Origin of the sequence: Anaerotignum faecicola (assembly GCF_003865035.1) — a bacterium.
GTDB classification, from domain to species: domain Bacteria; phylum Bacillota; class Clostridia; order Lachnospirales; family Anaerotignaceae; genus Anaerotignum_A; species Anaerotignum_A faecicola.
Window position 1 is genome coordinate 1 of sequence record NZ_BHVZ01000001.1, and the last position, 22,801, is coordinate 22,801.

General features: G+C 47.4%; 14 protein-coding genes and 2 rRNA genes. 6 read left to right on the forward strand and 10 right to left on the reverse strand.

The genetic code is table 11. The features are described 5' to 3' along the window. The 6 genes from EJE48_RS00005 to EJE48_RS00030 form a co-directional block, all read right to left on the reverse strand. A 23S ribosomal RNA gene (locus EJE48_RS00005) occupies positions 1-1,687 on the reverse strand; the annotation flags it as partial. Between the two features lie 344 nt (positions 1,688-2,031). Further along, a 16S ribosomal RNA gene (locus tag EJE48_RS00010) occupies positions 2,032-3,566 on the reverse strand. Positions 3,567-4,249: 683 nt separating this feature from the next. Then, the gene (locus EJE48_RS00015) at positions 4,250-6,007 is read right to left on the reverse strand and encodes a 1-deoxy-D-xylulose-5-phosphate synthase (protein ID WP_118581786.1); all 1,758 of its coding nucleotides are present in this window, start codon (positions 6,005-6,007) and stop codon (positions 4,250-4,252) included. A gap of 206 nt (positions 6,008-6,213) precedes the next feature. Next, positions 6,214-7,332, reverse strand: coding sequence for a 5-methyltetrahydropteroyltriglutamate--homocysteine S-methyltransferase (locus tag EJE48_RS00020; RefSeq protein ID WP_016406787.1), 1,119 nt, complete (start codon positions 7,330-7,332; stop codon positions 6,214-6,216). 126 nt (positions 7,333-7,458) lie between these two features. Continuing rightward, positions 7,459-8,820, reverse strand: a complete 1,362-nt coding sequence (locus EJE48_RS00025; protein WP_118581789.1) for a PFL family protein — start codon at positions 8,818-8,820, stop codon at positions 7,459-7,461. Positions 8,821-8,834: 14 nt separating this feature from the next. Next, positions 8,835-9,107, reverse strand: a complete 273-nt coding sequence (locus EJE48_RS00030) for an ACT domain-containing protein (RefSeq protein WP_016406789.1) — start codon at positions 9,105-9,107, stop codon at positions 8,835-8,837. Between the two features lie 421 nt (positions 9,108-9,528). On the opposite strand from EJE48_RS00030, the gene carB reads away from it, so the two are divergent. Further along, positions 9,529-12,756, forward strand: a complete 3,228-nt coding sequence (carB, locus tag EJE48_RS00035) for a carbamoyl-phosphate synthase large subunit (RefSeq protein ID WP_118581792.1) — start codon at positions 9,529-9,531, stop codon at positions 12,754-12,756. Positions 12,757-12,801: 45 nt separating this feature from the next. Here the strand turns inward: carB and EJE48_RS00040 are convergent, their stop codons facing one another. Next, positions 12,802-13,854, reverse strand: coding sequence for an NAD(P)H-dependent flavin oxidoreductase (locus EJE48_RS00040; protein ID WP_016406791.1), 1,053 nt, complete (start codon positions 13,852-13,854; stop codon positions 12,802-12,804). Positions 13,855-14,056: 202 nt separating this feature from the next. After that, the gene (locus tag EJE48_RS00045) at positions 14,057-15,736 is read right to left on the reverse strand and encodes a glutamine--tRNA ligase/YqeY domain fusion protein (RefSeq protein WP_118581795.1); all 1,680 of its coding nucleotides are present in this window, start codon (positions 15,734-15,736) and stop codon (positions 14,057-14,059) included. Between the two features lie 229 nt (positions 15,737-15,965). Here EJE48_RS00045 and EJE48_RS00050 point away from each other — a divergent pair, with 229 nt between their 5' ends. The 4 genes from EJE48_RS00050 to htpG all read left to right on the forward strand — a co-directional run bounded on the left by EJE48_RS00050 (position 15,966) and on the right by htpG (position 20,435). Continuing rightward, positions 15,966-16,313, forward strand: coding sequence for a PadR family transcriptional regulator (locus EJE48_RS00050; protein WP_118581798.1), 348 nt, complete (start codon positions 15,966-15,968; stop codon positions 16,311-16,313). Continuing rightward, positions 16,300-17,718, forward strand: coding sequence for an FtsW/RodA/SpoVE family cell cycle protein (locus tag EJE48_RS00055; RefSeq protein ID WP_016406794.1), 1,419 nt, complete (start codon positions 16,300-16,302; stop codon positions 17,716-17,718). Before EJE48_RS00050 ends, EJE48_RS00055 begins: the two co-directional genes overlap by 14 nt. Before the next feature lie 69 nt (positions 17,719-17,787). Further along, the gene (locus EJE48_RS00060; RefSeq protein ID WP_118581801.1) at positions 17,788-18,258 is read left to right on the forward strand and encodes a DUF5721 family protein; all 471 of its coding nucleotides are present in this window, start codon (positions 17,788-17,790) and stop codon (positions 18,256-18,258) included. Between the two features lie 146 nt (positions 18,259-18,404). After that, complete coding sequence (gene htpG / locus EJE48_RS00065) at positions 18,405-20,435, forward strand: molecular chaperone HtpG (protein ID WP_118581804.1); 2,031 nt, start codon at positions 18,405-18,407, stop codon at positions 20,433-20,435. A gap of 101 nt (positions 20,436-20,536) precedes the next feature. Here the strand turns inward: htpG and EJE48_RS00070 are convergent, their stop codons facing one another. Both EJE48_RS00070 and EJE48_RS00075 read right to left on the reverse strand, forming a co-directional pair. Next, the gene (locus EJE48_RS00070; protein WP_118581807.1) at positions 20,537-21,556 is read right to left on the reverse strand and encodes a transglutaminase domain-containing protein; all 1,020 of its coding nucleotides are present in this window, start codon (positions 21,554-21,556) and stop codon (positions 20,537-20,539) included. A 12-nt stretch (positions 21,557-21,568) separates the two neighbouring features. Further along, entirely contained in the window at positions 21,569-22,324 is a 756-nt protein-coding gene (locus EJE48_RS00075) for an exodeoxyribonuclease III (RefSeq protein ID WP_118581810.1), read from the reverse strand. Positions 22,325-22,439: 115 nt separating this feature from the next. On the opposite strand from EJE48_RS00075, the gene EJE48_RS00080 reads away from it, so the two are divergent. Next, a complete protein-coding gene (locus EJE48_RS00080; RefSeq protein WP_016407739.1) occupies positions 22,440-22,775 on the forward strand; it encodes an arsenate reductase family protein in 336 nt (111 codons plus the stop codon). The last annotated feature ends 26 nt before the right edge of the window (positions 22,776-22,801 follow it).

Below are 22,801 nucleotides of genomic sequence, written 5' to 3' on the forward strand. Positions count from 1 at the left end.
CTTCTCCCGTCGGCCTGTGGATTTTCTCCTCATCTACCTGTGTCGGTTTACGGTACGGGTACACATAACGCAATAGCGGCTTTTCTCGGCAGTGTGGATTCGGAAACTTCCTTACTTTTTTTCAGTCCTCATCACGTTTCACTTACAGGAGACGGATTTGCCTATCTCCCACAGCTTTACGCTTGACCGGGTCTTTCCATTCCCCGGTTTCCCTATCCTCCTGCGTCCCCACAGTTCTGATTATGTGTAGTACAGGAATATCAACCTGTTATCCATCGACTACGACTTTCGTCCTCGCCTTAGGCCCCGACTAACCCTGGGAAGATTAGCTTTACCCAGGAATCCTTAGATATTCGGCCTACATGTTTCTCACATGTATCTCGCTACTCATTCCGGCATTCTCTCTCCTGTTTCGTCCACCATCGCTCTCACTTTGGCTTCGTCCTTGCAGGATGCTCCTCTACCACTCCTTACTTTGTAAGGAATCCGTAGCTTCGGTGTCGTGTTTTAGCCCCGTTACATTTTCGGCGCAGGTTTTCTCGACTAGTGAGCTATTACGCACTCTTTAAATGTATGGCTGCTTCTAAGCCAACATCCTAGTTGTCTATGAAATCCCACATCCTTTTCCACTTAACACGTACTTTGGGACCTTAGCTGTCGGTCTGGGCTCTTTCCCTTTTGTCCACGCGACTTATCTCACGCAGACTGACTCCCGAGGGTATCTTGACGGCATTCTTAGTTTGATATGAGTTGGTAACCTTTTTGGGCCCCGCGTCAGTTCAGTGCTTTACCTCCGTTAGACTCCAGCTCGAGGCTAGCCCTAAAGCTATTTCGAGGAGAACCAGCTATCTCCGAGTTCGATTGGAATTTCTCCGCTATCCACACCTCATCACCACGTTTTTCAACACATGTGTGTTCGGTCCTCCAAAACCTTTTACGGTTCCTTCAACCTGGACATGGATAGGTCACCCGGTTTCGGGTCTACTAATACCAACTCTACGCCCTATTCAGACTTGGTTTCCCTTCGGCTCCGATGCTTCTGACATCTTAACCTCGCTGGCATTAGTAACTCGCCGGACCGTTCTACAAAAAGTACGCCATCAGCCCGTAGGCCTTTGACTGTTTGTAAGCACAAGGTTTCAGGTTCTCTTTCACTCCCCTCCCGGGGTCCTTTTCACCTTTCCTTCACAGTACTGCTTCACTATCGGTCACTAGGGAGTATTTAGGCTTGGGGGGTGGTCCCCCCGGCTTCCCACAAGGTTTCTCGTGTCTCGTGGTACTCTGGATCCTGCTCGCTGCTTCAAGATTTCGTCTACCGGGCTTTCACCGTCTACGGCTGGCTTTCCCAAAACCATTCGTCTATCTCTCAGCAATGCTAATTGCAGTCCGCAACCCCGAAGAACCAGGTCCTTCGGTTTGGCCTCTTTCCCGTTCGCTCGCCGCTACTTAGGAAATCGAGTTTTCTTTCTCCTCCTACTGCTACTTAGATGTTTCAGTTCACAGCGTTCCCTTCCATACGCTATGGATTCACATATGGATACTTGAGGTTTGCTCAAGTAGGTTTCCCCATTCAGATATCTCCGGATCGATGGCTGTTTGCGCCTCCCCGAAGCTTTTCGCAGCTTACCACGTCTTTCATCGGCTCCTAGTGCCAAGGCATTCTCCTTGTGCTCTTTCTTGCTTGACCAGTTTAATATAGCTATTTCTCTGGAATGTTTCGTTGTAGCGATACAACTTTTGTTACATTTGAAAATAGAAAATTTTGTTTTCTCGATTGACTCTATTTTTGCTTTACTTGTATTCAGTTTTCAAGGTGCAAGTTGTTTTGAAGGTTTGATCCTTCAAAACCGAACAATGAATATCTTTCACAACCTTGCGTTGAAAAATGTTTACGAAAAACCATTCGTAATGCTTCGCATTACTCATGTATTTGCTCCGCAAACCTACCTAAAACCTCTTTGTCAGCCTGTCTTGCAAGCAATCCATTCTGACAAAAGCTTTTATGCAGCTTTTCTCCGCTTTTCTCCATAGAAAGGAGGTGATCCAGCCGCACCTTCCGATACGGCTACCTTGTTACGACTTCACCCCAGTCACTGGCTTCACCTTCGGCGGCTCCTTCCTTACGGTTAGGTCACCGACTTCGGGTGCTTCCAACTCCCATGGTGTGACGGGCGGTGTGTACAAGGCCCGGGAACGTATTCACCGCGACATTCTGATTCGCGATTACTAGCGATTCCAGCTTCATGTAGTCGAGTTGCAGACTACAATCCGAACTGGGACTGGGTTTTTGTGATTTGCTTAACGTCGCCGTCTCGCTTCACTCTGTTACCAGCCATTGTAGCACGTGTGTAGCCCAAGACATAAGGGGCATGATGATTTGACGTCATCCCCACCTTCCTCCGTGTTATCCACGGCAGTCTCCCTAGAGTGCCCAACTCAATGATGGCTACTAAGGATAAGGGTTGCGCTCGTTGCGGGACTTAACCCAACATCTCACGACACGAGCTGACGACAACCATGCACCACCTGTCACCGATGCTCCGAAGAGAAGCTCTATCTCTAGAGCGGTCATCGGGATGTCAAGCCTTGGTAAGGTTCTTCGCGTTGCTTCGAATTAAACCACATGCTCCACCGCTTGTGCGGGCCCCCGTCAATTCCTTTGAGTTTCAACCTTGCGGTCGTACTCCCCAGGTGGAGTGCTTATTGCGTTAGCTGCGGCACCGAGGATTCCTCCCCGACACCTAGCACTCATCGTTTACGGCGTGGACTACCAGGGTATCTAATCCTGTTTGCTCCCCACGCTTTCGAGCCTCAGCGTCAGTTTCAGTCCAGAAAGCCGCCTTCGCCACTGGTGTTCTTCCTAATATCTACGCATTTCACCGCTACACTAGGAATTCCGCTTTCCTCTCCTGTACTCTAGCTCGCCAGTTCCAAATGCAATCCGCGAGGTTAAGCCTCGGGCTTTCACATCTGGCTTGGCGTGCCGCCTACGCTCCCTTTACACCCAGTAATTCCGGATAACGCTTGCCCCCTACGTATTACCGCGGCTGCTGGCACGTAGTTAGCCGGGGCTTCTTATTCAGGTACCGTCACTTTCTTCGTCCCTGTTGATAGAAGTTTACGATCCGAAAACCTTCTTCCTTCACGCGGCGTTGCTGCATCAGGGTTTCCCCCATTGTGCAATATTCCCCACTGCTGCCTCCCGTAGGAGTTTGGGCCGTGTCTCAGTCCCAATGTGGCCGATCACCCTCTCAGGTCGGCTACTGATCGTCGCCTTGGTGGGCTGTTATCTCACCAACTAGCTAATCAGATGCGGGCCCATCCTATACCGAATTACTCCTTTTCTTACAGAAGGATGCCCTTCCGTGATGACATGCGGTATTAGTCACCGTTTCCAGCGATTATTCCCCAGTATAGGGCAGGTTGCCCACACGTTACTCACCCGTCCGCCACTAAGATAAATAAAAATCCTGCCGAAGCTCTCATTTTAAGTATCTTCGTTCGACTTGCATGTGTTAAGCACGCCGCCAGCGTTCATCCTGAGCCAGGATCAAACTCTTATGTTAAAGTTTTGTTCCTAGCCAGTTCTTCTGGCTAACTCCGGTTTTTCTAAACCGGCAAAATCAAGTTCATTATCTCGTCAGTTCGCGTTGTCTTTTCGCTTCGCGAAAACCGCTCCATTCTTCGCTATTCAGCGCCTCCCGCAACCTTTGGTCACATGGTCGCGCTTCATAATCAGCTCAGAACTACTCTGACAGAATTGACTATGGGTTGTGTTTATTCATATCCATTGTTCAGTTTTCAAGGATCAATCTGCTTTTCAGCAGCGAAGATTATTTTATCAAATCTTCATTTTCTTGTCAAGTATTATTTTCCATACCTGATTCGATTTTGTTTGCTGTTTTTTTCGACAGCGAATGATATTTTATCAAGTATCATTCAGTTTGTCAAGCACTTTTTTATTTATTTTTCTGTGCTTGTTTTCGCTGTTTATGTCAGCGGATATCAGTATATCATCCGTAGTCCCGCTTGTCAATGTTTTTCTTTTCAAACATTCGCTGTTGACCAATGCCTATACTCTTTTTCCGACTGCTCTCGTGCAGCGACATTTATTTATTATACACGCTTAACAGAAAATGTCAACACTTTTTTCACCTTTTTTCGATATTTTTTCCTTTCCCTCAAAATAAGGAAAAGGCAGCCCTTTTCCCCTTGGAATCAAAGCTGCCTTTTTATACCTTCTTCTATGTTATTTCAGCACCGCCAGTATATCCTCCGCAATCTGCTCTGCAGTCAGATGGTTTTCCTTCATAACGTCTTCGGGATTGTATCTGTCAAGAAATTCCTTCCTCAAGCCGAAATTCAGCACTTTTACATCAGATTCTCCATAGAATCTTGCGATTTTTTCACCGAAACCGCCGTCCAGAATTCCATCCTCCAGTGTGACCACAACAGAATGATGCTTTTTCAGTCCTTCCAGCAGCCCTGTATCTACCCCTGTAATATAATAAGGATTGATCACCGTTGCCTGTGTGCCCGTTTTTTCCTGCAACAAATCCGCCGCAGCCTGTCCCAGTCCATAAAACGCACCCAGACCAATCACAGCCACCTTGCTGCCTTCCTGTGTTACTTCATATTTGTTCAGCTTACCAAAGTCCTTTGTCACAGTCTTGCCATCAGAAATCAGCTTGCCGCCCGGCAGCTTGATTGCAACAGGATGCTCTCTCTGCTCCATGCTCCAATCCAGCATAGCCAGATAATCCTCCTTTGTTACAGGCGCAAGGTAAACCAGATTCGGGATGTTCCCCAGCATGGGAATATCCTGCAACCCCAGATGTGTCACGTCATTCATGCCATAAACAGAACCCAAGAAGGTAACAATCGTCGCGGGATTATTGTTGATGCACAGATCCTGCGAAATCTGGTCAAAGGCTCTCTGCACAAATGTGCTGTACACCCCATAAAAAGGCTTGCCGCCGTTTGCCGCAATGCCGGATGCCAATGCAACCGCCGTTTCCTCCGCAATCCCAACATCCACAAACTGCTTCCCTGCTTCTTCGCGTTTGCTCTTGGTAAAGCCCATAACCCCAGGTGTACCGGAGGTAATCGCAACCACGGAAGGGTCTTTTTTCATCTTATCCAGCAAATACTTGCAAGTAATTTCTTCATAACCTTCCTCGCCGCCGGCATATAAGGGCTTCCCTGTTTCAATGTCAAAGGGGCCGCTGAAATGCCAACGCTCCTTGTTTTGCTCCGCAGGCGCGTAGCCCTTCCCTTTCAGTGTATTGATATGCACCACAACAGGCTTTTTGCTGTCCTTCACCTGCTTGAACGCATCAATCAGCGCCGCTGTGTCATTTCCCTTATCTACATAAATATAATCCAGACCAAATGCCTTGAACAAATTGCACTCTGCCTGTCCGCTTGTTTCTCGCAGCAGTTTTAGATTCTGATACAGACCACCATGATTTTCCGCGATGGACATATCATTATCATTTACCACAATAATAAAATTGCTGTCCAGCTCTGCCGCATAATCCAGACCCTCCAGTGCTTCGCCGCCGCTCAGAGAGCCGTCACCGATCACTGCGATTACATTGCCGTCCTCGCCCTTCAGGTCTCTTGCCTTTGCAAGCCCTGCCGCCAGACTAACAGATGTGGACGTATGCCCTACCGTAAAGAAATCATGCTCGCTTTCGTGCGGATTGCTGTAGCCGGATACGTCATCATATTTTTCTTCATACAGATACGCATCCTTTCTGCCTGTCAGCATCTTGTGCGGATAGCTCTGATGAGATACGTCATAAACAATTTTATCCTTCGGGGAATCAAATACATAATGCAGTGCAATCGTTGCCTCTACCATACCAAAGTTAGGGCCAAAATGACCACCATGCTTGCTTGCTCGAATCAAAAGTGCATGGCGCATTTCTTCCGCCAATACAGGTAATTGCTCCAAAGTCAGTTTTTTCACATCCTCCGGTCCTTGCATATTTTCAATATACATCGTTCCTTACACTCCCTTTCTCGTTCTTCCTTTTTACATTTCCTATCATACTCCCTAAAGCTAACTTTAGGTCAATAGGGGAATTCAAATTTTTTTAAAAAATTTTCTATATAAAAAATCAGCCGAAACCTCGTCCCGACTGATTTTATTTTTACCATATTTTATTTTCAAAAACCCGTTTTCGACTTAGGGATGGGCAACCACCCTTATTTCCCCCAAACCTCTTCGGCAATTTCCTTTACCAGCTTCAGCTTTGCCCACTGTTCTTCTTCTGTCAGCTTATTGCCGATTTCGCAGGATGCAAAACCACACTGGGGGCTCAGACACAATCTGTCAAGCGGAATGTATTTCGCCGCTTCATGGATTCTTGCAATAATTCTTTCCTTTTCCTCCAGTTCAGGGGTTTTGGTTGTAATCAGACCAAGCACAACCTTCTTGTCTGCGGAAACCTTTGCAAGCGGTGCAAAACCGCCGGATCTCTCATCATCATATTCCAGAAAAAGCGCATTTACGTTTTCCTTTGCGAATACATAATCTGCCACGGAATCATACGGGCCGCTTGTAAAATATGTAGAATGATAATTCCCTCTGCAGATGTGGGAGTTGATTATCATATCTGCAGGCTTTCCTTCCAGTGCAAGGTTATTCACTGCAAGCAGCTGCGCCTTCACATCATTCAAATCAATGCCAAGCGCCTGATACCTCTGTTCTGCCGCGTCCCCTACGATAGCACCCCATGTGCAGTCATCAAACTGCAGATTGCGGCAGCCTGCATCGTAGAACTGCTGAATCACATCCTGATATGCCTTGCCAATATCCTGAATCAGCTCCTCGTTTGTTGCATAAATCTTTCTTGTTCTTTCGTAGTTTGCAGGCACAATCATCTGTTGGAAGGTCTGCGCAGGTGCGGGAATGGTATATTTGGCAACTGTGTTTTCATCCTCAAACTGTTTCAAAAATTTGAAATATTCCACAAAAGGATGTGCCTTCGCCTTAATCTTTCCTACCAGATAGGTGTCCTCCAGCAATGCCAGCTCAGCGTCAAACTGCACGCCGTTGCCTGTGTCCTCATGTGCAACGCCTTCAAAGCCCCACATGAAATCCAGATGCCAGAAAGCTCTTCTGAACTCCCCGTCTGTAATCACATGGTAGCCCAGCTCCTTCTGCTTTGCCACAACCTTTGCAACCTCTTCCTCCGCAACCCGATCAAATGCCTCCTTGCTGATTTCTCCTGCCTGATATGCCGCCTTTGCGTCCTTCAACGCCTGCGGTCTTAAAAAGCTGCCTACAAAATCATATCTGAAGGGTGTCTGTAAATTGCTCATTCTTCTTCACTCCGTTTCTTTGTCTTTTGTAAGTGTTAAAAAAATTTTTAATGCATTTTTTTGAATACTATAGCAAGCATTGTCCGGTAAGTCAACCCTAATTTTATCTGTTTTCTACTTTATTTTTTAGTTCTTAAAGCTGTGGATGGGTGCAGGGATTCTGCCGCCTCTTGCCACAAATTTTTCACAGCTGAAACGATTTACAGGAATGATAGGTGCATAGCCCAGCAAACCGCCGAATTCCACGCTTTCGCCTTCCTTTCTGCCGATCACGGGAATCAGACGCACCGCCGTTGTCTTGTTGTTCACCATACCAATCGCTGCTTCATCCGCAATAATACCGGAAAGTGTTGCCGCAGAGGTATCTCCGGGCAGAGCAATCATATCCAGACCAACGGAACATACGCAGGTCATCGCTTCGAGCTTTTCCAATGTCAATGCACCCTTTTCGCAGGCATCAATCATCCCATGATCCTCGCTGACGGGAATAAATGCACCGCTCAGACCGCCAACATAAGAGGATGCCATGACGCCGCCCTTTTTCACGTTGTCATTCAGAAGTGCCAGTGCTGCCGTTGTGCCGGGTGCGCCTGCTTCCTCCAGACCCATTTCCTGGAAGATTTCCGCAATGCTGTCCCCAACCGCAGGGGTCGGTGCCAGAGAAAGGTCAATGATACCAAAGGGTGTATCCAATCTCTTTGCCGCTTCCTTCGCAATCAGCTGACCCACACGGGTAATCTTGAAGGCTGTCCGCTTTACGGTTTCGCATACGGTTTCAAAGTCAGCCCCTCTGACCTCCTCCAGCGCACGTTTTACCACGCCGGGGCCGCTGACACCGACATTGATACAGCGGTCTGCCTCCCCAACGCCATGGAATGCGCCTGCCATAAAGGGGTTGTCCTCTACTGCATTGCAAAATACAACTAGCTTCGCACAGCCGATACATTCGTTGTCCTTCGTGCGTTCCGCTGTTTCCACAATAATCTCGCCCATCTTCTTCACTGCGTCCATGTTCAGCCCATTTCTGGAAGTCCCGATGTTCACAGAAGCACAGACTCTTTCTGTCACTGCCAGTGCCTCCGGAATGGAATCAATCAAGATTTTATCACTTTCGGTATAGCCCTTCTGCACCAGCGCGGAAAAACCGCCGATGAAGTTTACGCCAACCTCCTGTGCAGCCTTGTCCAGTGTCTGAGCAATGCTCACATAGGAATCCGCATTTTTGCAGCCTGCCGCCGCAATCGCGATGGGTGTTACGGAAATTCTCTTGTTCACCACGGGCACACCGTATTCCTTCGCCAGCTCATCCCCAACCTTCACCAGATCCTTTGCGTAGGTTGTGATTTTTTTGTATACCTTTTCATTAAATTTATTGATATCTGCATCTGCGCAATCCAACAGACTAATGCCCATCGTAATGGTTCTGACATCCAGATTCATGTCAGAAATCATGCTGTTGGTCTCCAGAATTTCATTCCTTGTAATCATTCTCGCAGCCTCCCTTAAATGCGGTGCATCGCATCAAAAATCTCTGTATGCTGAATTTTGATTTTCATCCCAAGCTCTTCCCCGACTGCATACAGCTTTTCGGCTGTTTCATCAAATGTATCCTTCGCCTCGGTGATATCAACCACCATCACCATATTAAAATACCCCCCAACAATGGTCTGGGAAATATCAAGGATATTGATATTTGTTTCTGCCAGAACACCACAAATCTTTGCTGTAATGCCCACCTTATCCTGACCAAGTACCGTTACCACTGCTTTTTTCATTCTGATTGTCCTCCTTTTTTCTGAGAATGGTTCTTCCATCTTACTGAGAACTCCCCCGAAATTCAATAGACAAATGTCCCTATAAAAGGGACGCATTTCCATTATATTCTTACAATTTGTATGCAAAATTTTCGTATGCTGACCTTTTCTCCAAAGCTTCCCTAAAAAACAAGTTGTTTTTGCAGATTTTGCACAAACCAAACTGTAATTTTTTGCAGAAAACACACTTTTTTTCATGCGTTTTCAACAGTTTTCATTGAAAAAAATACAATTTTCCATTCTATAAGAAAGCTGATTGCCCCCATAAGCAGAAAAAAACACTCATTATGCAAAATCGTGCTATAATAGAAGCGTATGAAACAATAAAGAAGAAGCAAAAGCAACAACACCTTGTTTATTATCCACAAAAGGAGGAGTTCCTGTGAAACAAAAGAAGGATATCAAGAAAGTTCTGATTATCGGCTCCGGCCCCATCATCATCGGGCAGGCGTGTGAATTCGACTACTCCGGCACACAGGCGTGTAAGGCGCTGCGTAAGCTGGGCTACGAAATCGTTCTGGTCAATTCCAACCCCGCAACCATCATGACAGACCCCGAAATCGCCGATGCAACCTATATCGAACCCTTGAATATCAACCGTCTGGAACAGATTATTGCAAAAGAACGTCCCGATGCTCTGCTGCCCAATCTCGGCGGTCAGTCCGGTCTGAATCTTTGCTCTGAGCTTTCCAAGGCCGGTATTTTAGACAAATATAATGTAGAAGTCATCGGTGTACAGGTTGATGCCATCGAGCGTGGCGAAGACCGTATCGAATTCAAAAAAACCATGGACAGCCTTGGCATTGAGATGGCAAGAAGTGAGGTTGCCTATTCCGTAGACGAAGCCCTTGCCATTGCCGATAAGCTGGGCTATCCCGTTGTTCTGCGTCCCGCTTATACCATGGGCGGCACAGGCGGCGGTCTGGTTTATAACGTAGATGAACTGAAAACCGTATGCACACGCGGTCTGCAGGCTTCCCTCGTTGGTCAGGTTCTGGTAGAGGAATCTATTCTCGGCTGGGAAGAGCTGGAATTGGAGGTTGTGCGTGATGCCAAAGGCAATATGATTACCGTATGCTTTATTGAAAATATCGATCCCCTTGGTGTGCATACCGGTGATTCCTTCTGCTCCGCTCCCATGCTGACTATTTCCGAGGAGGTACAGAAGCGTTTGCAGGAAAAATCCTATAAGATTGTCGATTCCGTACAGGTAATCGGCGGCACAAACGTACAGTGGGCGCATGACCCCGAAACAGACAGAGATATCATCATCGAAATCAACCCCAGAACCTCCCGTTCCTCCGCACTGGCTTCCAAGGCAACCGGCTTCCCCATTGCTCTGGTTTCCGCCATGCTTGCAACAGGGCTGACTCTGAAGGATATCCCCTGCGGTAAATACGGCACACTGGATAAATATGTTCCCGATGGCGATTATGTTGTTATCAAATTCGCACGCTGGGCATTTGAAAAATTCAAAGGCGTAGAGGATAAGCTGGGTACCCAGATGCGCGCAGTCGGCGAGGTTATGAGTATCGGTAAGAATTATAAAGAAGCCTTCCAGAAAGCCATCCGTTCTCTGGAAACAGGTCGCTATGGTCTGGGGCATGCAAAGGATTTTGATAAAAAATCCAAGGAAGAACTTTTGAAAATGCTGGTTCCTCCCTCCAGTGAACGCCATTTCATCATGTATGAAGCACTGCGAAAGGGCGCAACCGTAGAAGAAATCCATGAGCTGACAAAGGTAAAGGCATGGTTCATCAATCAGATGAAGGAGCTGGTTGAGGAGGAGGAAGTCCTTCTGGCAAACAAAGGAAAGCTGCCTGCGGATGATGTACTGATTGCCGCAAAGAAGGATGGCTTCTCCGATAAATATCTGAGCCAACTTCTGGAAATCGATGAAGCAGAAATCAGAAACAAGCGCATCGCGTTGGGTCTGGAGGAGGCTTGGGAGCCCGTTCATGTCAGCGGCACACAGGATAAGGCGTATTACTACTCCACCTATAATGCAGAAGACAAAAACCCCGTCAGCACAGAAAAACCCAAGGTTATGATTCTGGGCGGCGGCCCCAACAGAATCGGGCAGGGTATTGAATTTGACTACTGCTGCGTACATGCTTCTCTGGCGTTGAAGCAGCTTGGTTTTGAAACAATTATCGTAAACTGCAACCCCGAAACCGTTTCCACAGACTATGACACCTCCGATAAGCTTTACTTTGAACCTCTGACACTGGAAGATGTGCTGAGCATTTATAAAAAAGAAAAGCCCGTTGGCGTTATCGCGCAGTTCGGCGGTCAGACTCCTCTGAATCTGGCGGCTGATTTGGAAAAGAACGGCGTAAAAATTCTGGGGACTCCTCCTGCTGTGATCGACCTGGCAGAAGACAGAGACCACTTCCGCGCAATGATGGATAAGCTGGGTATTCCCATGCCTGAATCCGGCATGGCAGTTACGGTTGCGGATGCCCTTCATATCGCAGAAAAAATCGGCTATCCCGTTATGGTTCGCCCCTCCTATGTTCTGGGCGGCCGCGGTATGGAAGTCGTGTATGACCCCGAAAATCTGACTAAATACATGGATGCCGCTGTTGGCGTAACCCCCGACAGACCCATTCTGATTGACCGTTTCCTGAATCACGCAATGGAATGTGAAGCAGATGCTATCAGTGACGGCACACATGCCTTCGTTCCTGCCGTTATGGAGCATATCGAGCTTGCAGGCGTACACTCCGGTGACTCCGCATGTATCATTCCTTCCAGACATATTTCTGAAAAGAATGTCAAAACCATCAAGGAATACACCCGAAAAATCGCAGAGGAAATGGGCGTTAAGGGTCTGATGAATATGCAGTATGCCATCGAAAACGATAAGGTATATGTGCTGGAGGCGAACCCCAGAGCATCCCGTACCGTTCCTCTGGTTTCCAAGGTCTGCAACATCCGCATGGTTCCTCTGGCAATCGATATCGTCACAAGCGAGCTGACAGGCAGACCCTCTCCCGTACCCGGTCTGAAGGAAAAGAATATTCCTTACTACGGCGTGAAGGAATCCGTATTCCCCTTCAATATGTTCCAGGAGGTTGACCCTGTTCTGGGACCCGAAATGCGCTCCACAGGCGAGGTGCTTGGGCTTTCCGAATTCTACGGCGAAGCCTTCTTCAAGGCACAGGAGGCAACACAGACAAAGCTGCCCATGAGCGGCACCGTGCTGATTTCCGTCTGCGATAAGGATAAGGCAGAGCTGCCGGAGGTGGCAAAGGGCTTTGCAGATGCAGGCTTCCATATCCTCGCAACAAAAGGCACCCAGAAGGTTCTGGCAGATGCAGGCATTGTTTCCGAGTTCGTCTATAAGCTGAGCGAAGGCAGACCCAACATCTCCGACCTGATTACAAACGGCAAAATCGACCTGATTATCAATACCCCCAGAGGTGCAGACGGCACACTGGATGACAGCTACCTGCGTAAAGCAGCCATCCGTAAGAAAATCCCTTACATCACAACCATGGCTGCCGCAAAGGCAACTGCCTCCGGTATCGAATCCATGAATAAGCCCGGCTGCGGCGTTGTCAGATCCCTGCAGGAGCTGCACAGCACCATCACCGATAAAGAATAAGATTAACCTAAAAAGAACCATATTCTCACGAATATGGTTCTTTTTTTATTCTCCGCAGAGCTCCTGCATCACTTTTTCCACTGTTGAAAGTTTCTCGATTTCATAAGCATTTGCGCCGCAGAAAACAAGTCCCTCTCTCCCCTGCACCGCATCAATCAATGCCTGCGAGATGCAGTATTTCGTTTCCGCCTGCTTGCAGTGGTTCATGCACTGATAGCATCTCTGCACAGGAATCCGCCCCTGCTTCTCTACCTTCTCCAAAAAGGAATTCCGAATGGCGCGCGCTGCCAAGCCGACAGGGCTTTCAATCAGCTGCACATCCTCCTTTCGGCTCCGCAAATACGCCTGCTTAAATGCCGGAGCGGCATCACATTCCTCTGTCGCAACGAATTTAGTGCCGACCTGCACACCGCTCGCGCCAAGTGCCATCAGCCGTTCCACGTCCGCATGGCTGCGCACACCGCCGCCGGCAATCACAGGGATTTTCACGTCGTTTTTCTCCTCCAATTCCCGCACATAATCCACTACGTCCACAAGACTGTCCTCTAAGGTGTCAAAAGTGCCGTCCACAAGGTGTCCATAGGGGTATCCAAGGTGTCCACCTGCAAGCGGTCCCTCCACCACCACTGCATCAGGCAGTCTGTCTGCTCTCTGCCACTGCTTTACAATCAGCTTCAGGGCTCTCGCAGAGGAAACAATCGGCAGGATTGCTGCCCTTGTGCCTGCTGCATATTTCGCCAGATTCACAGGCAGACCTGCCCCCGAAACGATAAAATCCGCCCCTGCGCCAATCGCTTCCTTCACATATTCCTCATAATGATTCATCACTGTCATGAAATTAAAACCAATGATACCGCCATTGGCAATCTCCTTGGCTTTTTCCAGTTCGTTCCCGATGGCTCTCAGATTAGCGCGAAAGGGATTTTCCTTGAAATCCGCCTCTTTGTAGCCGGGATGCACGCCGGAAATCGTGCCGATACCGCCGCATTTCGCCACATTTCCCGCCAGAGAGGAAAGGGATACCCCCACCCCCATTCCGCCCTGCACAATCGGACGTTTTGCGGTTAATCCGCCAAATTTCAATGCTTTTACTTCCATCACAGCTCCTCCTCATTTTTCTCTTGCATTTGAACCGTATCTCTCACTATTTTATGTGGTATTAAAAACCATCTTTACGAGTATAGCAAAAAAGATAGTCTCTGTCAATCGAGGGCAAAGGATTTTGTTTTTTTAACAAAACCTACAAACAAAAAAAGAAGGCAAATCCAAAGACTTACCTTCTTCCTTCCTAATTTGTTCTTTATTTCAGCTTAAAGGAGCTTTTCAGCGGAACAATGCGGTTAAATACCAGATGTTCGTCTGTTGTATCCTTTGTATCCACAATATAATAGCCGTTTCTCATAAACTGGAATCTATCGCCCTTCTTTGCATCCTTAACGGAAGGCTCGATGAAGCATTCCTTTACCTCCAGAGAATTGGGGTTCATAATCATTTCGCCGTTAGGGTCTTCGGGGTTATCCAGCATCATATAGTCATACAGTCTTGCCGTTGCCTGTACGTTATCCTTTGCGCTTACCCAATGCAGGGTGCCCTTTACCTTTCTGCCCTCAAAGCCGCTGCCGCTTCTGGTTTCGGGGTCGTATGTGCAGTGAACCTCTGTGACAACGCCATTTTCATCCTTCACAAAATCTGTGCAGGTCACAAAATATGCACCCTTCAGGCGAACCTCCTTGCCGGGAGCCAAGCGGAAAAATTTCTTCACAGGTTCCTCCATGAAGTCCTCTCTTTCGATATAAAGCTCTCTGGTGAAGGGTGCCAGACGTTTGCCCAATTCCGGTGTTTCGGGGTTATTTTCCAGCTCCATCATTTCCACCTGATCCTCAGGATAATTGGTGATAACCAGCTTCAGGGGATCAAGCACAGCCATAACCACCTTCGCCTTTGCCTTCAAATCATCACGAATACAGTAATCCAGCAAGCCGCTGTCTACCATGCTGTTTGCCTTAGAAACACCAATGCGTTCACAGAAATCACGAATGGATGCAGGGGTATAGCCACGGCGGCGCAGACCGCTGATGGTCGGCATACGGGGGTCATCCCAGCCGTCAACCAGACCGTTTTCTACCAAAGCACGCAGCTTTCTTTTGCTCATCACAGTATTTGTCATCCCCAGACGGGCAAATTCAATCTGTCTGGGCGGATTTTCGGTATAGCCTGCCTCTCTGACTACCCAATCATACAGAGGTCTGTGGTCCTCAAATTCCATCGTACAGATAGAATGGGTGATGCCCTCAATCGCATCCTCCAGGGGATGTGCAAAGTCATACATCGGGTAGATGCACCATTTATCTCCTGTGGTATGGTGGGTAGAATGGGAGATACGGTAAAGCACAGGGTCTCTCATGTTGATATTGGGAGAAGCCATATCAATCTTCGCACGCAGTGTTTTAGAGCCGTCGGGGAATTCGCCTGCCTTCATTCTTTCAAACAAATCCAGATTTTCCTCCACGCTTCTGTTGCGATAAGGGCTTTCCTTCCCGGGTGTGGAAAGGGTGCCGCGGTATTCTCTCATTTCCTCTGCGCTAAGCTCATCCACGAAAGCCTTGCCTTCCTTAATCAGCTTCAGCGCAACCTCATAATATTTATCAAAATAGCTGGACGCATAAAAAAGTCTGTCCTCCCAATCGAAGCCAAGCCATTTTACGTCCTCCTGAATGGATTCTACATACTCCACATCCTCTTTTGTGGGGTTGGTATCATCAAAACGCAGGTTGCATTTGCCGCCGTACAGATTTGCCAAGCCAAAGTTCAGGCAGATGGATTTTGCATGACCGATATGCAGGTAGCCATTTGGTTCGGGCGGAAATCTGGTGTGGATTTTATTCAGTTCTCCCTTTAAGTCCTCCTGGATATAACTGTGGATAAAATTGCCCGTTGCACCCAGACCGCTGTTGTTTTCTGTGTTTTTTTCTTCAGCCATTGGTCGCCCTCCTGTATTTTCATTCTTTTCAGATTTTTTCATAAATGCAGTATGATATTTTATTATAATACATTGAGACTTTGATGGCAAGAAATGCGTAAACTTTTTTTGCGTATATATATAGATTATCTATATATAAAATGCCATTCGTTTTTCTGATTGGACATAGATAGACCATCGATATATAATGCAGATATATAGATACTCGATATATAAGGAGGTGCATCGCATGGCACTGGATAAAACCCTGCTGGCAGGCAGCTCTGCCACTCTTGTGCTTAAGCTTCTGGACGGACGTGATATGTACGGCTATCAGATTATTGAGGAGCTGGCATGCCGTTCCAACAACGTCTTTCAGATGAAGGCAGGCACGCTTTATCCCCTTTTGCACGGCTTGGAAAAGAAGGGACTTCTGGAATCCTATGAGGAACACGCGGATTCCGCACGCGTTCGCAAATATTACCGTCTGACACAAAAGGGAAAAAAATTTTTACAGGAAAAAACAGACGAATGGAAGGAATATTCCTCCGCCGTCAGCAAAATTCTGGAAGGAGGTCTTTACTGTGAATGTTTCTGATGCGTTTCATCGTTATGCCGAAAAGGTCTGTGAGCAGATTCGCTGGAAAAAGGCGCATCCTGCCGTTGCACAGGAAATTGAGGATCATCTGACAGACCAGAAAAACGCCTACCTTGCCGCAGGAGATTCCGAAAGCATTGCCGAAGAAAAGGCACTGCTGCAGATGGGTGACCCTGTATCCGTCGGTGCGGCGTTAGACCAGACACATAAGCCTGCGCCCCAATGGGGGATAATCGGGCTGGTACTGCTGCTGTTTGTGCTGGGAGGCATCATTCAGGTGCTGCTGCTGAAAACGATACCCGTAGGAAATGATGCGTTAGCGACGCGCTCCGCACAGGTGCTTTTCGTCTTTCTGCCACTTAGCTTAGCGACGTTTGTCGGGATGTATTTTCTGGATTTTTCCTTTTTCGGAAAGCATCCCTATGTACTGCCGCTCGGCTTATTGATGGTTGACCTTGCGGCACAGCTGTTCGGGGAATTCTATGGTGGAAAAAGATGGTTCACTCTCGGCTCCTTTGCCCTCAGTCCGCTTGCACTCTCTCTGCTGTTTCCCCTTGCCTTCTGCGGTCTGTTTTATCGGCTCAGAAGTCAGGGCAGAAGGGGCTATCTTATCAGCGGCGTTCTGGCGGTGGTTTTCTGCCTGTTTCTGTCATACTGTCACACCTTCAGCGGCGTTCTGACATTTGTGTTCTCCGCAGGGATTCTCATGCTCATTGCCGCAAAAAAGGAATGGTTCGGCAAGAAAAATCAGACAATTCTGCTGTTGCTTTTTCTGTTAGCGGTGGTCTGCCTGATTGTCCTGCTGATGTTTTATGCACCGTTTCGGTATCGGTATGGCTGGGAACGCCTGTATACGATTTTCGTCCCTTCCGGTGACCCTATGGGCAGCGGCTACCTTTCGACACAGTTGAAAACCATCCTTTCCCACTGCGTTCTTCTGGGCGAAGGTGCAGCCCTTTCGGAAACACAAGCCTTTCTGCTGACAGATGCCTCTATGCTTCGCTCCGATTATCTTCTGGCCTATCTGACCTATCATTATGGCTGGGTTGCCTCGGGCATTGTGGTTCTGCTGTTGGCAGTCTTTCTCGGGCTTGGCTTCCGCAAAGCGCTGAAACAGAAAAGCATTTTCGGGCAGATGGTTTCTCTGACGATTCTCTGCACCTTCACAGCGGAAATCCTGCTTTATATTCCGGCAAATCTGGGTATATGGCTCATCGCACCGATTGCCCTGCCCTTCCTTTCCTATGGGGCAACGGCTTTGCTCATCAATATGGCATTGGCAGGCGTACTGCTTTCTGTATTCCGCACGGGTGAGGTTTATCGGGACACTGCTCCGCATCCGATTTTTTCAGATTCCAAGTTTATTCAATGGGCTGACGGAAAGCTGACCATTACTTTTAAATGAGAAACAAATTGAAAAATCCTCCCAAAGCATGTAAAATAGAAGGACAGAATTGTTTTGGGAGGATTTTTTATGCTTGCTTTTACCGTCAATGATACAAAATCATTTATGAATCTGCTTTTGAAGGGGGATACCTTTGATGCGTTTTCGTTCCGTCAGGGGGAACTGACCACCTTCGCTTCTTTTATCATTGAGGGCAAGCGCAACATGGATTTTTATACTGCCGAGGAGCAGGAGGCAGGGCTTTCCCGTTATGTGCATTGGGAGGAAATGCGTCCCTTTGTATTTCAGGCAATCAAAGGGAATAAGCTGCCGAAAAGCATCAAGCTTGTGTTCTCCCTTGCGGAGGAGAAGCTTGCCAATCTCCCCAATACCAAGGCGGCATTTCTGAATATTCTCTTTAAGGAGCATACCATCCTCTGCACCACCGCCATTTCACAGGAAGCCTTTTCTCTGGATAAATCCTCCGAGCGGCTCTGGGAGGAATATATTTTAAAGTTTTTCAAAAAAAACGCCATTGGCATCCGGAAGCAGGAGAGTTAATCTCCTTCTTTTTCCTCTGAATTTGTTAGCACTCATTTTTATTGAGTGCTAATTTTTTCTTGACTTTTCCGTTTCGGGTGCTACAATATAGAGTGATGAGAGCCAAACACATTGGCTCTGTAAAAAAATTTTAGGAGGTATGCAGTATGCAGGAAAAAGGCAATCTTTCTATTAACAGTGAAAATTTTATGCCAATTATCAAAAAATGGCTCTATACAGATAAGGACATCTTCATTCGTGAACTGGTATCCAATGCGTGTGATGCGGTGACAAAGCTGCAGAAGCTTTCCATGATGGGGGAAGCGGATATTCCCGCAGAGGAAGCATACAAAATTCATGTTGTTCTGGATCAGGACAAGAAAACATTGCAGATTATTGATAACGGTATCGGCATGACGGCGGATGAAATCAAGAAATACATCAACCAGATTGCATTCTCCGGTGCAACCGATTTCCTTTCCAAATTTGAAGGAAAAACCGAGGACGAAGGCAGTGAGATTATCGGACATTTCGGTCTGGGGTTCTATTCTGCTTTTATGGTAGCCGATACGGTCGAGATTGATTCCCTTTCCTATCAGAAGGGTGCAGAGCCTGCAAAATGGCGCTGCAACGGCGGCATTGATTATGAAATGGAGGCCGGTGAAAGAACCGAACGCGGCACAACCATCACCCTCTTTATCGGCGCAGACGGCGAGGAATTTCTGAATGAGGCAACGCTTTACGCCGCTATGAGAAAATACTGCGCCTTCATGCCCGTTCCCATCTTTGTGGATGTGCTGAAGGAAGAAACAGAGGAGGAAAAGGCATCCGCAAAGAAGGCCGAAAACACTGTTCATGTTTCCCCCGAGGAAGCCGCAAAGCTGACCACCGAGGGTGCCATGGATTTATTGCAGGAGCAGCAGGATGCCGCAGAAGAAGCAAAGGCAGAGGAGCCCAAGCCGCTGAATGACACCAACCCCCTCTGGCAGAGAAAGCCCTCCGAATGTACGGATGAGGACTACAAAGCCTTTTATCATCAGGTATTCAATGATTTGAATGACCCTCTGTTCTGGATTCATCTGAATATGGATTACCCCTTCCGTCTGAAAGGGATTCTCTATTTCCCGAAGCTGGTGGAGCAGATGGACATGATGGACGGCGAGGTAAAGCTGTACTGCAATCAGGTTTATATTGCGGATAACGTAAAAGAGGTTGTCCCCGAATTCCTGCTGCTCTTGAAGGGGATTTTGGACTGCCCCGATATGCCTCTGAATGTTTCCAGAAGTGCATTGCAGAATGACGGCTATGTGGAAAAAATGAATGCCTACATTACCAAGAAGGTTGCGGACAAGCTGAACCAGCTGTTCAAAACCGACCGTTCTGCCTTTGAGGGCTTCTGGGATGATATCAATATCTTCATCAAATACGGCTGCATGAAGGAAGAAAAGCTGTATGATAAGGTAAAGGATATCCTTCTGCTGAAAACAACAGACGGTGTTTATGAAACCGTTGCCGAATATCTGGAAAAGAATAAGGAAAAGCACGAAAACGTGATTTATTTTGCAACCGACACCAATCAGCAGGCGCAGTATATCCGCCTGTTCAAGGAGCAGGGTCTGGAGGCTGCCATCATGGATACGCCTGTGGATAAGCCCTTCGTTTCCTTCTTGGAATATAAAAATCAGGACATTAAGCTGAAAGTACAGCGTGTCGATGCGGATATTGATTCCTTGCAGGAAAAAGAGGATGCCGAAATTTCCGAAGCGAAAAAGCAGGCAGACGAATTTGAAGCAAATCAGATGCAGGAGCTGTTCCGCGCGGCGGTTGCAAATGAAAAGCTGCATGTAAAGCTGGAAGCGCTGAAGGCTGAAAAGGTTTCCGCTATGATTCTGCTTTCCGAGGAATCCAGACGTATGATGGAAATGATGGAGGCTTACGCCAACAACGAAGAATTTAAGGCAATGTTTGCCAATATGAAGCCCGATGAAACTCTGGTGCTGAATAAAAATAATAAACTGGTAAAAGCACTGCTTTCCATGGCAGGCAAGGAGGAAAAGAAGGAGGATGCAGCCCTTCTGTGCCATCAGCTGTATGATCTGGCACTGATGAGCCATCGTCCGCTGACCTCCGAGGAAATGACCGCCTTCATCGACAGAAGCAATCTTCTTCTGGAAAAACTGACTGCCTTTGAAGCATAAATTTCCAAAAACCCTTGATAACTCACTACCCCTTATTATATAAAAACCCGAGGATGCTTTTTGTCCCCGGGTTTTTCTTTTCTTGATTTTCTTTTCTTGATTTATTCCTCTTTTTCGCCTTCATTGGCTTCTTCCATGGTCAATTCCTGTGTCGGTAATTGTTCGATAAAGCGTACCTTCACAATCGCCTGCGCCCAATTCAGCGAAACCTGTGCGAATTTTTCTTTTTTCGCTGCTTCTTCCTTGAAAATCCGCAGAAATTCCTGCACGATTTCCCTTGTCATATAGCCGCCGCGCCAATGAAACAGCAGTGGTTTTCCCTTTTTCACCGCCTGCGCCGCGCGCTTTTGCACCTCCTCCGTCTTCGTGAAGGAGAGCTTCTTTTTCTTATAATAAAATCTGTCTGCATCCTCGCAGGCAGGCACACGCCATACCAGTCTCTCATGATCGCGAAAAATCTGCTTATCACTCAGCCGAAAATAATCATAGCGGATTTCCTCCGGATTTCCTAAGGAAAGATCAAAGGTACAGTCCAGATGGTAATATTTTTTATCCAGCCGCACCACGTTCCACGCATGGCGATACTTCACGCCCTTTTCGGGGTTATTTTCCGCCAAGGCAATGATGCACTGGATTTGCAGTGCATCACAGAGGATCTTGACTGCCTTTGCAATGCCCTCACAAACGCCAACGCCATGCCCCAGAACGCCGATGATTTCATGGGAATATTGCTTTTTCAGCTTATCATAGCGTACATTTTTGCAGATAAAATCGTGGATATACAGCAGCTTTTCCTCATCGCCGCACCTTGCCACAGGGCGAACCAGCTTTTCCACGCGTGCCTGCAGCGCCTTCTGATGCTCCTTCAGCTTTCCCTTTTCAAAAAGATACGCAGGAATCAATTCTGCATTTCTGGAATCGGGATAATAGCGATATTGAAATGTCCCTGCATAGAACAGCTGCGGACAATCCAGACGCAGCTTCATGAAAACATCCGTCAACGCTCTGTTTTCCAGCAGCGGCACAGGAAAGGAGGGCGCAAACGCCTGCAGTCCTGCCTGCATCGCCTGATAGCTGCTCTGCTCCGCCTTGGATAAGGTTTGATAATAATACGGTTCCATATTTCTCCTCTTTTACAGATTGATTTCCAGCTCCACAGGGCAATGGTCAGAGCCAAGCACCTCTGTATGAATCTTTGCATCCACCAGCTTATCCTCTAATCGCTTGGATACGACATAATAATCAATCCGCCACCCTGCGTTCTTCTCTCTTGCCTTAAAGCGATAGCTCCACCAGGAATAAATGCCTTCCTGCTCCGGATAAAAATAGCGGAAGGTATCCACAAAGCCTGCACCCAGAAGCTCTGTGAATTTGCCGCGCTCCTCGTCCGTAAAGCCGGCACTTCTGCGGTTTGTTTTGGGATTTTTCAGGTCAATTTCATTATGTGCTACATTCAAATCCCCGCAGATAACAACAGGCTTTTTCGCATCCAGAGCGCTTACATACGCGCGGAACGCATCCTCCCATTCCATGCGGTACGCCAGACGGGCGTTTTCCTGCTGCGAATTGGGGGTATATACCGTCACATAGTAAAATTCGGGAAATTCCAGCGTAATCACACGCCCCTCGTGGTCATGCTCCTCCACGCCAATACCATAGGCAACAGAAAGCGGCTCCTGCTTCGTGAACACCGCTACGCCGGAATAGCCCTTCTTTTCGGCATAATTCCAGTATTGATGATAGCCCTCTGTTTCTAAATCAATCTGCCCTGCCTGTAGCTTTGTTTCCTGCAAGGAAAATATATCCGCATCAGCTTCCTTGAAATATTCCGAAAAGCCTTTGCCTACTGCGGCGCGTAAGCCGTTTACATTCCATGAAATGAATCTCATTTTTCTGCCTCCTTCGCTTGAAAATAACATAAGTATAACAGAATCATTCTCTATTGTCTTGCCCCCACGGAAAAAATATTATAAAATGAGGTATCAAAGAAAGGATGGTTTTCGCATGAATATCCAAATTTACGGCTCCAAGAAAAGCTTTGATACCAAAAAAGCGGAACGTTATTTTAAAGAGAGAAAAATAAAATATCAATATATTGATTTGCACCAATTCGGCATGGCAAAGGCAGTCTTTGAAGCAGCGAAAAAATGTATTCCCGTTGAGGATATGATTGACCGCAAGGCAAAGGCATACACTAGGCTTTACATGGATTATATCGACGAGGCAAAGCGCGAGCAGACGCTGTTTGAAAATCCGGAGCTGTTCGCCACACCGATTGTACGCAACGGTAAAGCGTTTACACTGGGCTATTGCCCCGATATCTGGAAGGATTGGGAATAAAAAATCAGTTTTGCATTTGAGAATAA